16 protein-coding genes are annotated in these 14,428 nt (G+C 76.1%); 4 read left to right on the top strand and 12 right to left on the bottom strand.

The annotated features are described in order from the left end of the window. Positions 1-32: 32 nt before the first annotated feature. From coaD to ACU610_RS14230, 4 genes are all read right to left on the bottom strand, one after another. Positions 33-515: a pantetheine-phosphate adenylyltransferase gene (gene coaD, locus ACU610_RS14215; protein WP_446768359.1), complete on the bottom strand. Its 483-nt coding sequence runs from the start codon at positions 513-515 to the stop codon at positions 33-35. Continuing rightward, a complete protein-coding gene (rsmD, locus tag ACU610_RS14220; protein ID WP_446768360.1) occupies positions 512-1,066 on the bottom strand; it encodes a 16S rRNA (guanine(966)-N(2))-methyltransferase RsmD in 555 nt (184 codons plus the stop codon). Before rsmD ends, coaD begins: the two co-directional genes overlap by 4 nt. Before the next feature lie 169 nt (positions 1,067-1,235). Beyond that, positions 1,236-3,407 carry an ATP-dependent DNA helicase RecG gene (gene recG / locus ACU610_RS14225; protein WP_446768361.1) on the bottom strand — a complete coding sequence of 724 codons (2,172 nt, stop codon included), beginning with the start codon at positions 3,405-3,407 and terminating at the stop codon, positions 1,236-1,238. Between the two features lie 11 nt (positions 3,408-3,418). Next, positions 3,419-5,032, bottom strand: coding sequence for a DAK2 domain-containing protein (locus ACU610_RS14230; RefSeq protein ID WP_446768362.1), 1,614 nt, complete (start codon positions 5,030-5,032; stop codon positions 3,419-3,421). Between the two features lie 184 nt (positions 5,033-5,216). Between ACU610_RS14230 and rpmB the strand changes: the two genes are divergently transcribed. Continuing rightward, positions 5,217-5,399, top strand: coding sequence for a 50S ribosomal protein L28 (gene rpmB / locus ACU610_RS14235; protein ID WP_425283681.1), 183 nt, complete (start codon positions 5,217-5,219; stop codon positions 5,397-5,399). 146 nt (positions 5,400-5,545) lie between these two features. On the opposite strand, the gene ACU610_RS14240 is transcribed toward rpmB, so the two are convergent. The 3 genes from ACU610_RS14240 to ACU610_RS14250 are packed head-to-tail and all read right to left on the bottom strand — an operon-like array spanning position 5,546 to position 7,702. Next, the gene (locus ACU610_RS14240) at positions 5,546-6,178 is read right to left on the bottom strand and encodes a cytidylate kinase-like family protein (protein WP_446768363.1); all 633 of its coding nucleotides are present in this window, start codon (positions 6,176-6,178) and stop codon (positions 5,546-5,548) included. Beyond that, positions 6,175-6,684: a GNAT family N-acetyltransferase gene (locus ACU610_RS14245; protein WP_446768364.1), complete on the bottom strand. Its 510-nt coding sequence runs from the start codon at positions 6,682-6,684 to the stop codon at positions 6,175-6,177. The genes ACU610_RS14240 and ACU610_RS14245 overlap by 4 nt, the downstream gene beginning before the upstream one ends. Continuing rightward, positions 6,668-7,702: a thiamine-phosphate kinase gene (locus ACU610_RS14250; protein WP_446768365.1), complete on the bottom strand. Its 1,035-nt coding sequence runs from the start codon at positions 7,700-7,702 to the stop codon at positions 6,668-6,670. Before ACU610_RS14250 ends, ACU610_RS14245 begins: the two co-directional genes overlap by 17 nt. 92 nt (positions 7,703-7,794) lie before the next feature. Here ACU610_RS14250 and ACU610_RS14255 point away from each other — a divergent pair, with 92 nt between their 5' ends. Together ACU610_RS14255 and ACU610_RS14260 are read left to right on the top strand one after the other, a co-directional pair. Further along, on the top strand, positions 7,795-8,028 hold the full coding sequence (locus ACU610_RS14255) for an Lrp/AsnC ligand binding domain-containing protein (protein WP_091212468.1): 234 nt from the start codon (positions 7,795-7,797) through the stop codon (positions 8,026-8,028). Between the two features lie 77 nt (positions 8,029-8,105). After that, complete coding sequence (locus tag ACU610_RS14260) at positions 8,106-8,654, top strand: DUF3515 domain-containing protein (RefSeq protein ID WP_446768366.1); 549 nt, start codon at positions 8,106-8,108, stop codon at positions 8,652-8,654. Positions 8,655-8,687: 33 nt separating this feature from the next. On the opposite strand, the gene ACU610_RS14265 is transcribed toward ACU610_RS14260, so the two are convergent. Together ACU610_RS14265 and ACU610_RS14270 are read right to left on the bottom strand one after the other, a co-directional pair. Beyond that, on the bottom strand, positions 8,688-9,335 hold the full coding sequence (locus ACU610_RS14265; RefSeq protein ID WP_446768367.1) for a hypothetical protein: 648 nt from the start codon (positions 9,333-9,335) through the stop codon (positions 8,688-8,690). Next, complete coding sequence (locus ACU610_RS14270; protein WP_446768368.1) at positions 9,332-10,480, bottom strand: D-alanine--D-alanine ligase family protein; 1,149 nt, start codon at positions 10,478-10,480, stop codon at positions 9,332-9,334. Before ACU610_RS14270 ends, ACU610_RS14265 begins: the two co-directional genes overlap by 4 nt. A gap of 88 nt (positions 10,481-10,568) precedes the next feature. Between ACU610_RS14270 and ACU610_RS14275 the strand changes: the two genes are divergently transcribed. Then, positions 10,569-11,321: a CDP-alcohol phosphatidyltransferase family protein gene (locus ACU610_RS14275; protein WP_446768369.1), complete on the top strand. Its 753-nt coding sequence runs from the start codon at positions 10,569-10,571 to the stop codon at positions 11,319-11,321. 70 nt (positions 11,322-11,391) lie between these two features. Here the strand turns inward: ACU610_RS14275 and ACU610_RS14280 are convergent, their stop codons facing one another. From ACU610_RS14280 to ACU610_RS14290, 3 genes are read right to left on the bottom strand one after another with little or no spacing between them, the layout of a single operon-like run. Beyond that, the gene (locus ACU610_RS14280) at positions 11,392-12,543 is read right to left on the bottom strand and encodes a cystathionine gamma-lyase (RefSeq protein WP_446768370.1); all 1,152 of its coding nucleotides are present in this window, start codon (positions 12,541-12,543) and stop codon (positions 11,392-11,394) included. After that, positions 12,540-13,550: an NAD(P)H-dependent glycerol-3-phosphate dehydrogenase gene (locus tag ACU610_RS14285; RefSeq protein ID WP_446768371.1), complete on the bottom strand. Its 1,011-nt coding sequence runs from the start codon at positions 13,548-13,550 to the stop codon at positions 12,540-12,542. The genes ACU610_RS14280 and ACU610_RS14285 overlap by 4 nt, the downstream gene beginning before the upstream one ends. Further along, on the bottom strand, positions 13,547-14,362 hold the full coding sequence (locus ACU610_RS14290) for a lysophospholipid acyltransferase family protein (protein WP_446768372.1): 816 nt from the start codon (positions 14,360-14,362) through the stop codon (positions 13,547-13,549). Before ACU610_RS14290 ends, ACU610_RS14285 begins: the two co-directional genes overlap by 4 nt. Positions 14,363-14,428: the final 66 nt, after the last annotated feature.

Here is a 14,428-nt window from a genome sequence, read left to right on the forward strand (position 1 = left end):
TGCTGCGTCCCCGCGTGACCTCGCGAGCTCGGTCACGTCTCCTCCGCCCGGTGCGCGGTCAGCCGCTCGTTGACGGCCTTGGGGACCAACCCGGACACGTCACCGCCGAAGGTGGCGATCTGCTTCACCAGGCTGGAGGACAGGTGGCCGACCTGCGGCGCGGTGGGCACGAAGAGCGTCTCCACCCCGGCCAGCTCGCGGTTCATCTGCGCCATCTGCAGCTCGTACTCGAAGTCGCTCACCGCGCGCAGCCCCTTGACGATCACCGGGATGTCGTTGTCGCGGCAGTAGTCCACGAGCAGGCCCTGGAAGCTGTCGACGGTCACGTTCGGGAGGTCTGCGACCGCGTCGCGCAGCAGAGCCATGCGCTCGTCGACGCTGAACAGCCCGGCCTTGCCGGGGTTGACCAGGACGGCGACGACCAGCTCGTCGTAGAGGGCCGCCGCCCGGGTGATGACGTCGACGTGGCCGTTCGTCACGGGGTCGAACGACCCGGGGCAGACCGCTCGCCTCACGGACAGCGACCGTACCGGAGCACGGCCTCGCCGTAGCGGCGCTCGCGCAGTCCGCGCAGCGGTGTCGGCCACTCGAAGGGCCCCTCGCGGCTGGCGCGCTCGACGACGACCACGGCGTCCTCGGCCAGCCACTCCCCCGTGACCAGCGCCTCGAGCACCCCGAGGACCTCGGGCAGCGGCGTGGCGTAGGGCGGGTCGGCGAGCACGACGTCGAAGCGGGCCGGCGGCGGCCCGGCGACCACCGTGGGCACCGAGCCGGACACCACCCGTGCGCCGGGCAGGCCCACCGCGTCGATGTTGGCGCGCAGCACCGGCAGCACCCGCGGACCGTTCTCGACGAACACCACCTGGGCCGCGCCGCGGCTGAGCGCCTCGAGGCCCAGGGCACCCGAGCCGGCGTACAGGTCCAGCACGGCGGCGCCGTCGAGGGCGGTCAGCGTCGAGAGGCTGTTGAACAGCCCCTCCCGGGCGCGGTCGCCGGTGGGCCGCACGCCCGAGGGCGGCACCTTCAGCCGCCGTCCGCCGGCCGTGCCGGCGATGATCCTGGTCACGCCTTCGGCCCCGTCCAGAGGCTCGCCCCGAGCGTGCGGGGCGGCCCCTCGCAGGGGCCCGCCGCGAACGGCGAACGGCCCTCCTGCAGGGTCCCGCCGCGAGCATGCGAGCGGTGGGGGGCAGGAAGGCCGTTCCCGGGGGGCGAGGGGTCCGTCGAGGGGTCCCTCTTCATGCCTTCTCCAGGTACGTGGCGCGCTCGTCGGTGGCCAGCGCGGCCACCTCCATGGCCAGGCCGGGGACGTCGGCCAGGCCGCGGTCGGTCTCCAGCAGGGCGGTGGCCTCGGCGCGCGCCTCGGCGATGAGCTGCTCGTCCTCCAGCAGGGACAGCAGCTTGATGCCCGAGCGGCGGCCGGACTGGGCGGCGCCCAGCACGTCGCCCTCGCGGCGGGTCTCGAGGTCCAGCCGGGCCAGCTCGAAGCCGTCGGAGGTGCCGGCGACCGCGGCCAGCCGCTGCCCGGTGGCCGAGGCGGTGGGCGCCTCGGAGACCAGCAGGCACAGCCCCTGGTGCTTGCCGCGGGCCACCCGGCCGCGCAGCTGGTGCAGCTGGCTGACGCCGAAGCGGTCGGCGTCCATGACCACCATCACCGTGGCGTTGGGCACGTCGACGCCGACCTCCACGACGGTGGTGGCGACCAGCACGTCGACCTCGCCCGCCGCGAAGGCCCGCATCCGCGCCTCCTTGTCCTCCGGCGTCATCCGGCCGTGCAGCACCTCGAGGCGCAGCCCGGCCAGCGGTCCCTCGCGCAGCTGCTCGGCGACGTCGAGGACGGCCAGCGGCGGACGGCGCCCCGGACCCTCTTCGGCCGGCGCGCCGTCGGCGTCGTCGGGCTCCTCCTCGGTGGCGGCGTCCTCGCCGATGCGGGGGCAGACGACGTAGGCCTGACGGCCGGCGGCCACCTCCTCGCGCAGCCGCTCCCACGCGCGGTCGAGCCAGGCCGGCTTGTCCCGGACCGGGACCACCGAGCTGGCCACGCCGCCGCGGCCACCGGGCAGCTGGCGCAGCGTGGAGGTCTCGAGGTCGCCGTAGACGGTCATCGCGACCGTGCGCGGGATCGGCGTGGCGGTCATGACCAGCACGTGCGGGGGCCGGTTGCCCTTGGCCCGCAGCGCGTCGCGCTGCTCGACGCCGAAGCGGTGCTGCTCGTCGACGACGACGAGGCCGAGGTCGGCGAAGTCCACGCCCGCCTGCAGCAGCGCGTGCGTGCCGATGACGATGCCGGCGCTGCCGTCGGCGACCGCAGCCCGCCCCTCCCGTCGGGCGGCGGCCTTCTGCGAGCCGGTGAGCAGCACGACGCGGGTGCCGGCCGGGTCGCCGTCCAGCTCGCCGGCGCGCCCCAGGGGCCCGAGCATCGCGCTGATGCTGCGCGCGTGCTGGGCGGCGAGCACCTCGGTGGGGGCCAGCAGCGCGGCCTGGCCGCCGGCGTCGACGACCTGGGCCATGGCCCGCAGCGCGACGACGGTCTTGCCCGCGCCGACCTCACCCTGGAGCAGCCGGTGCATGGGCTGCTCGCGGGCGAGCTCAGCAGCCAGCTCCTCCCCCACCTCGCGCTGACCCTCGGTGAGCGCGAAGGGCAGCGACGCGTCGACGGCGTCCAGCAGGCCGCCGGACCGCCGGGGCCGGGCCACGCCGGGCTCCAGCGCGGCGGCGCGGCGCCGGGCGGCGAGGGTCAGCTGGAGGGTGAGCGCCTCGTCCCACTTGAGCCGGTACTCGGCGCGCTCGACGTCGTCGTCGGAGGTGGGCCGGTGGATGTCGAGCAGCGCGGCCGGGAGGCTCGGCAGCCCGTGCCGGGTGCGCAGCGCCTCGGGCAGCGGGTCCTCGACGAAGCCGAAACCGCCGGAGGCGTCGAGCAGCAACCGCACCGATCGCTGGATCACCCAGCTGGAGACCTCCTTGCTGGCCGGGTAGATCGGGATGAGCGCGCGCGCCCAGTCGACGTCCTCGTCGTCCCCGGTCATGAGGTGGCAGTCGGGATGGGCGAACTGCAGCTTGCTGCGGTACTCGCTGACCGTGCCGGCGAACAGGCCCCAGGCGCCGGGCACCAGGCGGGCGTGCCGGTGGTTGAAGAAGACGAGCTTCATCGTCCCGGCCCCGTCGCCGACGGTGACCTCGGTGAGGGTGCCGCGCCGCTGCCGCATCGGGCGGCTGTCGACCGACCGGACCTGCGCCAGCACGGTCACCCGGTCGCCGACCTGCAGGTCGTCGAGGCGGGTCATCTCCCCCCGCTTGGCGTAGCGGTGCGGGTAGTGCCGCAGCAGGTCGCGCACGGTGTGCAGGCCCAGGGTCTCGGCCATCGCCTTGGCGGTCTTGGCACCGAGCACCCGGTCCAGTCGGGTCGTCATCTCCACGGCCATCACTCCACCCCCACCTGCAGCGAGACCCCCTCGGGTGCGCCGTCGTAGCGGGTGACCTCGACCGTGGGATGGGCGCCCGCGAGGTGCGCGCACACGGCGTCGGCGAGGCCGGCGTCCGGGCCCACGACCAGGGTGACCAGCTCCCCGCCGGCCGACAGCATCCGGTCGAGCAGCTCGCAGGCCACCGCGACCGGCTCCGGGCCGATCAGCACGACGTCGCCCTCCGCGGAGCCGAGCACGTCACCGGGCGCGCAGCGACCCGCGCTGGTCAGCGCCTCCTGCTCGGCGACGGTGAGCTCGGCCCAGCGGGTCGCCGCGGCCGCCTCGGCCATGGTGATGACGTCGTCGCCGAAACGCCGGGTGGGGTCGGCGACGGCCAGCGCGGCCAGGCCCTGCACCGGGGAGCGGGTGGGGACGACGGCGACGTCGCGGCCCTCCTCGCGGGCCCGCTCCGCAGCGCGGGCGGCGAGTGCGGTCAGCGTCGGGTCGTTGGGCAGCACCACCACGCCGGCCGCACCGGACCCCAGGACGGCGGCGAGCACGTCGTCCTCGCTGACGCCGTCGGGCCCGCAGGGGACGACGGCGGCGCCCTCGTCGGCGAACAGCTCGGCCAGACCGCCGTCCGGGAGGATCGCCACGACCGCCCGCGCGTCGGCCACCGGCGCCGGCGCCCGCACCGGAGCCAGCGGGCTGACCGAGATGCGGTACGGCCGGCCCGCCTCGATGCCGGCCTCGATCGCGGCGCCGACGTCGGCGACGTGCACGTGCACGTTCCACTCCCGCCCGCCAGGGGTGTCGACGCCGACGACCACCAGGCTGTCGCCGAGGGCGGCCAGCCGCTCGTGCAGCCGCGCCACGGCGCCCTCGTCGCTGTCGGCCAGCAGGTACTGCACCTCGCTGCCGGGACCGGCCGGCGGCTGGTGCGGCAGGTCGCCGTGGTCGTGTCGGGGGTGCCCGCGCTCGGACCGGCGGCCCAGCGACGGACGGGCGGGCTCGACGCCGGTCACCGTGGTCACCAGCGCGTCGAGGACCAGGCACAGCCCCGCTCCGCCGGCGTCGACCACACCGGCGTCGCGGAGCACGGCCAGCTGCGCCGGCGTCGCCTCGAGCGCCGCGCGGGCGCCGTCGGCCGCGGCCCGCACGACCTCGCCCAGCGCGGTACGGCCGGTGGCGACCGCGGCGACCGCCGCCTCCGCACCGGCCCGCGCGACGGTGAGGAAGGTCCCCTCCTCGGGGTCGGCGACCGCGCCGTAGGCGGTGTCGGCGGCCTTCTGCAGGGCCGCGGCGAGCGTCGGCCCGTCGGCCGGGGGCTGCCCGGCGAGCTGGTCGGCCAGCCCCCGCCACAGCTGGGCGAGGATGGTGCCGGAGTTGCCGCGGGCGCCCAGCACCGCGCCGCGGGCCAGCAGCGCCCAGGCGGACCCGGTGCCGCCGTCGTCCGCCTCGTCGAGCGCGGCCGCGGCGGCCTCCGCGGTGGCCAGCAGGTTCGTTCCGGTGTCCCCGTCGGGGACGGGGAAGACGTTGAGGTCGTCGATGCGGCCACGGGCCGCGGACAGGGCGACGACCGCGGCCCGGCACCACTGGCCGACCGCGGCGTCGTCGAGGGCCGGCACCACGGCCGGAGGGTACCCACGCGGACCGACGACGCCGGGTCGGCGACCGGACGCCAGGGGCGGTCCTGCCCACCTCTGCGACGTCCGCGCCGGGAACCGGTTAGACTCTCCGTTGGTCTGTGTGCGGGCGCGTCGGCGTGCCGCCGTCCGTGAACGAATCTCCTGGGAGTGATCCACCGTGGCTGCCGTGTGCGATGTCTGTGGCAAGGGGCCCGGTTTCGGTATGTCGGTGTCGCACTCGCACCGGCGGACGCCGCGCCGTTGGAACCCGAACATCCAGTCCGTGCGGGCGCTCGTCGCCCCGGGCAACCGTCGTCGCATCAACGCCTGCACCTCGTGCATCCGCGCGGGCAAGGTCGTGCGCGCCTGAGTGAGGACCCGTCCTCCCACCCCTCGCAGGAGGGCGGGGCCCGGGACGGGGCCGATCGTCTGCGACAGAGCCCGGAGGTCCCCGGACCCCCGGGCTCTGTCGCGTCCCGGGCCGGCTGACTCCCGCCCTCCCCCGGCGAGACGGCCCTAGCCGATGCCGCGGGCGCGGGCCGCCTCGACCACCAGGTCGACCACCGTCTGCAACGGCAGTGCCGTGCTGTCGATCACCAGGTGGTAGATGCGCGGCGAGGTCGGGTCGACCCGGTAGGACCGCCGCACGTACCCCTCACGGGCCGCGTCGTTGGCCCGCAGCTCCCGCCGCACCTCGTCGGGCGAGCGTCCGGTGCGCGCCACCACCGCGTCGAGCCGTCGCTGCTCGGGGCCGTCGAAGCGGACGTGCAGCGCGTCGGGCCGGTCGCCCAGCACCAGCGCGGCGGCCCGGCCGAGGACCACCCCGCCCTCTCCCTCGGCGATCTCGCGGACCACCCGTTCGGTCTGCAGCCGGAACGTCCGCTCGTCGAGCTGCTCGGTGACCGGGACGACGCCGCCCATCGGGTCGGGCATGGTGCCCAGCGAGGCGACGATCCGCCACAGCCCGCGGGCGACGGTCTCGTCGTTGGCCTCGGCCTCGGCCAGCGGGACGCCGAGCCGGCCGGCCACCTGCGCGGGGATGGCGCGATCGTGGAAGACCAGGCCCAGCCGCGCGGCGACGGCCGGACCGACCTGGTCCCCGCCCGCGCCGTAGGAGGCCGAGATCGTCACCACACCGGCTCCGCTCACCGCTCCTCCTCACCCGTCAAGCGCTTGCCGAGGAACACCGCCCCGGGCATACCGGCGTACACGCCGTACCCGGGTGCAGAGGTGTAGCCGAGTGCGGCGTACAGCGCCAGCGCCTCGGGTTGCCGGGACCCGGAGTTCAGCACCACCGACCGTGCGCCGGCCGCGGCCGCGCTCTCCTCCAGCGCGGCCATCACCAGCTGGGCCACCCCCTGCCGCCGGAACGCCGGCTCCACGTAGACGCGCTTGACCTCGGCCACGCCGGGCGCGTGCACCCGCCAGGCCCCGCACCCCGCCGGGACGCCGTCCACCTCGGCCACGAGGAACAGTCCCGCCGGGGGCTCGAACTCGGCCGGGTCCACCACGGCCTCGTCGGGCCCGCCGTAGCGGGTCACGTACTCCTGCTGCACCCGGCCGATGAGCTCGTGGGCCAGCGGGTCGTCGTAGGGCACCGCCCGCAGCTCGACCGGGCGGCCGTCGGCCAGCCGGGCCTCAGCGGAAGTGCGCATGACCGGTCGCCTCCGCCCCGACGGCCGCGGCGGCCGCCTCGGCCGGTTCGCCGTCCACACGCACGCCGGGCGCCCCCTCGCGCACCGTGCCGATCCGCGCCCAGCCCTCCGGCAGGTCCGCACCGGCCGGGAAGGTGGCCAGCAGCGCGTGGTCCTCGCCGCCGGTGAGCACCCAGGCCATCGGGTCCCCACCGAGGGCGGCCGCGACCTGCTGCAGCGGGCCGGGCAGCTCCAGGGTCGCCCGGACCAGCGCGGCCCGGTCGACGTCGACGAGCACGCCGCTCTCCTCCGCGATGTGCCCGGCGTCGGCGAGCAGCCCGTCGCTGACGTCGCACATCGCCGTCGCTCCGGCCTCGGCCGCGACGGGGCCGGCCGCGTACGGCGGCGCCGGACGGCGGTGCGCGGCCACTGCTGCGGCCGGGCTGGTGAACCCGCGCCGCAGCACGGCCAGGCCGCACGCCGACCAGCCCAGCCGGCCGACCAGGGCCAGCACGTCACCGGGTCGGGCCCCCGAGCGCAGCACCGGCGCCCGGCCGCCCAGGTCGCCCAGCGCGGTCACCGACAGGACGACGCCGCCACTGTCCGGGGCCGCGGACACCGTGTCCCCGCCGACGACGGCCGCCCCCAGCGGCGCGCACTCCTCGGCCAGCCCCGCGGCCACCCCCTCCAGCCACGTCGTCGGGGTGTCCGGCGGGCAGGCCAGGCCGACCAGCAGCGCGGTCGTCACCCCGCCCATCGCCGCCACGTCGGCGAGGTTGGCCGCCGCCGCCTTGTGGCCGACGTCCTCGGCCGACGACCAGTCGCGCCGGAAGTGCCGGCCCTCGACCAGTACGTCGGTGGTGGCGACCACGCGGCCGTCGGGCGCGCGCAGCACGGCCGCGTCGTCGCCGGGCCCGACCTCGGCGACCCGCGCGACGCCGGACCGCGCGAGGACGCGGGCGATCACGCCGAACTCACCGACGACCCGCACGCTGTCGGCGGGGTCCTCGCGCGGGACCAGCGGACGAGGACGAGTCACCGGTCCCTCCAGGTCGCTGAGGTAGGTTGCGCAACTGTCCGCCCACCGGCGCGGACGCCGCACCAGCAGCGCCAGCCGAGGAAAGGTCTCCCGTGGTCCACGCCTACATCCTCATCCAGACCGAAGTCGGCAAGGCCGCCCAGGTCGCCTCGACCATCAGCGAGATCGCGGGGGTCACCAAGGCCGAGGACGTCACGGGCCCCTACGACGTGATCGTCCGGGCCGAGGCCGAGACCGTCGACGAGCTCGGCCGGCTGGTCGTCGCCCGGGTGCAGTCGGTCGACGGCATCACCCGGACGCTGACCTGCCCCGTCGTCAACATCTGAGCGTCCTGGCCGAGAACCCCGCCCCGCAGCCCGGTCCGCCGCCGCAGCCGTCCCGGCCGGACGACCCGCTGCGGCGGGTGGCGCTCGTCGTCACCGCCGTCGTCCTGCCGCTGGTGGTGGTGCTGCTGGTGCTCACCCGCGTCCTCGGCGGGGACGACGTCGGCGACCGGGCCGACGACGCGGTCGCCGACGTCGAGGGTGCGCCGGCGCCCGGGCGGGCCGACCTGCCGCCGCTGCCGGTGGAGGTGCCGCCGGTGACCCCGGAGGCCGACGCGAACTGCCCGGCGCTCATGGGCGTTCTGCCGCTGGAGCTGGCCGGCGAGCAGTCCCGCCCGGTCCGGTCCGACTCCCCGTACGCCTACGCCTGGGGCGAGCCGCCGGTGGTGCTGGTGTGCGGCGTCGAGCGGCCCGCCGCGCTGGAGCCGACGTCCCCGCTCATCCAGGTCAACGGTGTGGAGTGGCTGGTGGACACGACCGACCCGGACGGCATCGTGTGGACCGCCGTCGACCGGCCGGTCTACGTGCAGGTGACCGTCTCCGCCGACACCGACTCCGCGCCGGTCACCGCCCTCGGCCCGGTCATCACCGGGACGCTGCCCGCCCAGCCGGTCGACGCCGGCGGCTGACAGAGGACCCCCGGACGGAACCGCAGCGCTGGGTCAGGATGACGGCAGCCGCTCCAGCTGGGCCGCCACGACGGCCCGCACCTCCTCGGTCGCCGACTCCACCGACCCCGAGACGGCGGTGACCGCCAGGCTGAACGTCCCGCGCGCGCACCAGGCGAGGGCGGCCGGCGCGGCCACCCCGGCCGCCGGGGCACCCTCGTCGAGCTGCAGCAGCCGGCACCCCGCGGGCAGGTCCGGCGGGTCCTCGCGCAGCAGGCCGCCGTAGACCTCCGCCTCGTGGGCAGCCAGGTCCGCGGTGAACGCCGCCGCGCCGTCGGTCGTCTCGAACTGGTGGGCGGCCACGGTGGTCAGCGGTCCGGACCCCGAGCCCCAGTAGCGCTCCCAGCCGAAGCGGTAGCCGTAGTCGTCGAGCACCTCGCGCTCGCGGGCGGCGTCCGCGGCGTAGCGGGCGACGTCCTCGACCAGCTTCTCCCCCGCCGGCGGTGACAGGGCGTCGTCGGGCACGCGCGGCAGGCCCGAGGCCACCTCGGGGATGACGAGTGCCTCGAGCTCCTGGGGCGTGCCCGGTGTCGCCGCGGCCGGTGCGGGGGGCGCGTCGCCGTCCGCCTGGCCGGCGCAGCCGGACAGCAGGGCCAGCAGCAGCGCCAGCCCACCGCGCCGGACCACCGCCGCCGGGCTCACGCCCGGGTGCCGTCCAGCGTCGGGTCGGCGGCGGTCGGCGCGTCGGCCAGAGCGACCTCGACCAGCCGGTCCACCAGCGTGGCGAAGTCGACGCCGGTGGCCGCCCACATCCGGGGGTACATCGAGATCGGGGTGAAGCCCGGCATGGTGTTCACCTCGTTGACCACGAGCCGCTGGGCGCCGCCGGGGCCGGTGCCGAGGAAGAAGTCGACCCGTGCCAGGCCGCGGCAGTCCATCGCGAGGTACGCGCGGCAGGCCGCCTCCTGCACCGCCCGGGTCTGCTCGGGGGTGAGGTCGGCGGGGACGTCGAAGTCCGCGGCGTCGTCGAGGTACTTGGCGGCGAAGTCGTACCAGTCGGTGCCCGGGTGCAGCCGGATCTCCGCCGGGAGGCTCGCCTGCGGGAGCCCGCCGCCGGGCGTGGCCAGGACGCCGCACTCGATCTCCCGCCCCGGGACGGCGGCCTCGACGACCACCTTGGCGTCGACGGCGGCGGCCGTCGCGACGGCCTGGGGGAACTGCGCCCAGTCGGTGACCTTCGTGATCCCGATGCTGGAACCGGCCCGCGAGGGCTTGACGAACACCGGCAGGCCCAGGCGCTCCCGGGTGGCGGCGTCGAGCACCGCGGGGTCGGCCGACAGCGCCCCGGAGGGGTCGCGCAGCACCACGTGCTCGCCCTGCGGCAGCCCGGCGGCGGTGAGCAGCTTCTTGGTGAACTCCTTGTCCATCGACGCCGCGCTGGCGAAGACGCCCGAGCCCACGTAGGGGATGCCGCTCATCTCCAGCAGCCCCTGGATCGTGCCGTCCTCGCCGTAGGCGCCGTGCAGCACCGGGAAGACGACGTCCAGGCCGATCCGCTCGCCCGTGCCGTCCAGGCGCTGCAGGCCGCGCCCGCTCGGGTCGCCGACCAGCGTCACCGGGGTCCCGCCGACGACCTCCGGCAGCTCGCCGTCGACGATCGCCAACCGCTGCCCCGGGTCGGGCAGCACCCAGCCACCGTCGCGGGTGATGCCCACGGGGACGACGTCGTACCGGTCCCGGTCCAGCGCCGCGAGGACGGCCCCGGCGGAGACGCAGGAGATGGGGTGTTCCGCGCTGCGGCCGCCGAAGACGACCGCGATCCGCCGCTTGCCCGCCTGTCCGCTCATCGCGGCCGACCCTAGTGGAGGCCCTCCGGCGCGCCCGGACGACGGGCGGAGGGACCGGGCGCGTCCGGATGTGGGAACCTCGACCCCGATGGACGCAGCCGGAACGGCGACGACCTCGCGCAGGCTGCGCCTGGCGGGGGCCGCCGTCCACCTCTACACCGCGATCGGCTCGGTGCTCGGGCTGCTCATCGTGCTGGCCGCGTTCGACGGCGACGCGGTGACCGCCCTGTGGCTGGGCCTGGTGGCCCTCGTCGTCGACGGCACCGACGGGATGCTGGCCCGCCGGCTGCGGGTCAAGGAGACGATCCCCTGGTTCGACGGCGCCCGGCTCGACGACATCGTCGACTACCTCACCTACGCCTTCGCGCCGGTGGTGCTGCTGTGGACGACCGGGTCGCTGCCCGGCGGCGCCGCGGGCTGGGTCGTCGCCGCACTGCCGCTGCTGGCCTCCTGCTACCAGTTCTGCCGGGTCGACGCGAAGACCGAGGACCACGCCTTCCTCGGCTTCCCGAGCTACTGGAACGTGGTCGCCTTCTACGCCGTCGTGCTCGACCTGGGCCCGGCCGTGGTCGCCACGGTGCTCGTCGTGTGCTCGGCGCTGGTGTTCGTGCCGGTGCGCTACCTCTACCCGTCGCGGACGAAGGCCCTGCGCGGGCTGAGCCTGGCGCTGACGGTCGTCTGGTTGATCACCTACGCCGTCCTGCTGGTGCAGGTGCCCGACCCGCACCCGGTGGTGGTGGCCCTGTCGCTGGCGTACCTCGGCTACTACGTCGGGGTGAGCCTGTGGCTGACCGCCCGGGGGGCCCGCCGCCGGCGGGGCGAGTTCGCCGCGGCCGGATAAGGACCACCCTTCCCCCCACGCCTCGCGAGCTCGGCGCGGGCCCCTGAAGGGTGGCCGTTCCAGCACGTCATCAGGCTTGGCCCAGGGCGGTGTCCAGCGCGGTGGCGAGGTCGGTGACCACGTCGGCGGTGTCCTCGATGCCGCAGGAGAACCGGACGAAGCCCGGCGGGACGGCGTCCCCGCCCCACTGGGCCCGCCGGTCCAGCGTGCTGTGCAGGCCGCCGAAGCTGGTGGCCGCCGCCCACAGCCGGCTGGCGGCCACCAGCCGTGCGACGGCGGCCGCGTCGGGCAGCACCGCCGAGACGACGCCGACCGGACGGGCCATCTGTCTCGAGGCCAACGCGAACGAGGGGTCCTGCGGCCGCCACGGCCACCGGACGCCGGTCACCCCGGGATGGGCGGCCAGCAGCTCGGCGACGGCACGGGCGTTGTCCGCCTGGCGGGTCAGCCGCAGGTCGAGCGTGGCCATCGAGCGGTGACCCAGCCACGCCTCGAACGGCCCCGGGGTCGCGCCGGTGTGGTCCCGCCAGCTCTTCAGGCGCGCGTACACCGCGTCGTCGGTGGTGCTCACGTGCCCGAGCAGCAGGTCGCTGTGCCCGGTCAGCGCCTTGGTGTCCGCCCCGATGGTGAGGTCGGCACCGAGGGCCAGCGGACGCTGGCCCAGCGGGGTGGCGGTGGTGTTGTCGACGGCGAGCAGCGCGCCGGCGTCCCGGGCCGCCTCGGCCACCGCGACGACGTCGCAGACGTCGAGCTGCGGGTTGCTGGGCGTCTCCAGCAGCACCAGCCGGGCACCCCGGAGCTCCCCACGGGCGGCGACACCCTCGATCTCCGGGGTGGGCACGTACTCCACCCGCAGGCCCAGCCGGTCGAGCTCCTCGCGTCCCAGCAGCCGGGTCGTGTAGTAGCCGTCGGCGGGGAGGACCACCCGGTCCCCCGCGCCCGCGCAGGCCATGAGCGCGGCCGTGATCGCGGCCATGCCGGTCGCGAACGAGAGGCAGCGGCCGCCGTCCAGCTCGCCCACGGCTGCCTCGAACGCCCGCAGGGTGGGGTGCTCGGTCCGCGCGTAGGCATCCGCCCCGCCGGCGCGCGGCGGTCGGTCCCCGAGGTGGAACGGAGCCGCGAAGACCGGTGAGGGGCGCAGCGGCGCACCCGGCCGGGCCGGCTCCTCCCCGGCCCGCACCGAGCGGGTGCCGTCGCCCCACGCCTCCGGCAGCTCGCTCACTCGGGCTTCGCTTCCCTGGACATGATGTCCTTCACGATCTGCGCCACCGGGACACCGTCGTGGCACACCCGGACGACGGCCTCGGTCAGCGGCATGTCGACCCCGTGCGCCCGCGCCAGGTCCAGCACGGGCTGGCAGCTCTTCACCCCCTCGGCGACCTGCCGGGTGGTCCGCTGCACCTCCTCCACCGACATGCCGCGCCCCAGCCGCTCACCGAAGGTGCGGTTGCGCGACAGCGGGGAGCTGCAGGTGGCGACCAGGTCGCCCAGGCCGGCCAGCCCGGCGAACGTGGCGGGCTCGGCACCCAGGGCCGCGCCCAGCCGGGCGGTCTCGGCCAGACCGCGGGTGATCAGCGAGGCCCGCGTGTTGTCGCCGAAGCCCATGCCCTCGGTGATGCCGCAGGCCAGCGCGATGACGTTCTTGACCGCGCCGCCGAGCTCGCAGCCCACCAGGTCCTGGTTGGTGTACGGGCGGAAGTAGGGGGTGTGGCAGGCGGCCTGCACCTGCGCCGCACGGTCGTGGTCCTCGCAGGCCACCACGGTCGCGGCCGGCTGCTCCTCGGCGATCTCGCGGGCCAGGTTGGGGCCCGAGAGCGCGGCGACCCGGTCGGGCCCGGCGCCGGTGACCTCGCTGATCACCTGGCTCATCCGCTTGGTGGTGCCCAGCTCGACGCCCTTCATCAGCGAGAGCAGCACCGCGTCGGGGGGCAGCAGCGGCGCCCACTCGGTGAGGTTGTCCCGCAGCGACTGGGAGGGGACGGCGAGCACCACGATCTCGGCGTCGGCGAGCGCCTCGGCGGCGTCGGCCGTCGCGCGCAACCGGTCGGGCAGCCGGATGCCGGGCAGGTAGTCGGGGTTCTCCCGGGTCTCGCCGATCGCGTACGCCAGCTCGGGGCGGCGGGCGTGCAGCGCCACCGCACAGCCGGCGTCGGCGAGCACCTTGGCGAAGGTCGTCCCCCAGGAGCCGGCTCCCAGGACGGCGGCCCGCGTGCCGGCGCCGGGGCTCACGCGGCGCTCCCGGGCAGGTCGCCGGGCAGCGTGCGCCGGGGGTGGGGGGTGGTCGTGGTGGGCGCCGGCTCACCGCGGAGCTCGGCCAGCTGGTCACGGACGGAGGCCATCATCCGGTCGGTCACCTCCCGCAGCAGGTCCCCGGTCAGGGGACGGCCCGCGCGCACCTGCGCGCGCAGGTCGGTGAGGTCCACCGGCTCGCCGACCAGGTAGTCGGCGGTCGTGCGCAGCCGCGGGTGCAGCTTCTTGGTGTGGTAGTCGTGCAGCCGCTGCGGCCCGAACTGGGCCACCGGCAGGACGACGGCGTCGGTGGTCAGGGCCAGTCGCGCCACCCCGGTCCGGGCCTCCATGGGCCACCAGTCGGGGTCGCGGGTCACCGAACCCTCGGGGTAGATGACCACGACGTTGCCGGCGGCGAGGTCGGCCTCGGCGGCCGCCAGCGAGGTGCGCGCGTCGGCCCGGCCGCGGGCCACCGGGATCTGTCCGGCGGCGCGCAGGATCCGACCCGCGAGCCCGGTGAAGACCGACTCCTTGGCCAGGAAGTGCGGCACGCGGCCGCAGTCCCAGACCAGCCGGGCGCAGGCCAGCGGGTCGAGCACCGACACGTGGTTGGCCACCAGGAGGACCGGGCCGGTGCGGGGGAAGCGCTCGGCGTACCGGTAGCGCATCCGGAACAGCAGCACCGTGACCGGGTAGACCACCGCGACGCACAGCGCCAGGGCCGGCGGCAGCGGCCGGCGGGTGCGCCACCGCGACGTCGGGGTCCCGGTGCGGCGCGACACCCCGGTCCCCGGGGATCCGTCCTGCGTCACCGGTTCCTCCCTCCCTGCCCTCCCGGCCCTGGTCGGGCCGGGACGTCCTGAGAGGCCATCGTGGCC

It is taken from the genome of Geodermatophilus sp. URMC 61, assembly GCF_052931555.1.

Bases quoted from the DNA above. Each gene is read 5' to 3' on its own strand.
- recG (WP_446768361.1), bottom strand. From the start codon at position 3,407: ATGACGACCCGACTGGACCGGGTGCTCGGTGCCAAGACCGCCAAGGCG.
- ACU610_RS14245 (WP_446768364.1), bottom strand. From the start codon at position 6,684: ATGCGCACTTCCGCTGAGGCCCGGCTGGCCGACGGCCGCCCGGTCGAG.
- ACU610_RS14270 (WP_446768368.1), bottom strand. From the start codon at position 10,480: ATGAGCGGACAGGCGGGCAAGCGGCGGATCGCGGTCGTCTTCGGCGGC.
- ACU610_RS14275 (WP_446768369.1), top strand. From the start codon at position 10,569: ATGGACGCAGCCGGAACGGCGACGACCTCGCGCAGGCTGCGCCTGGCG.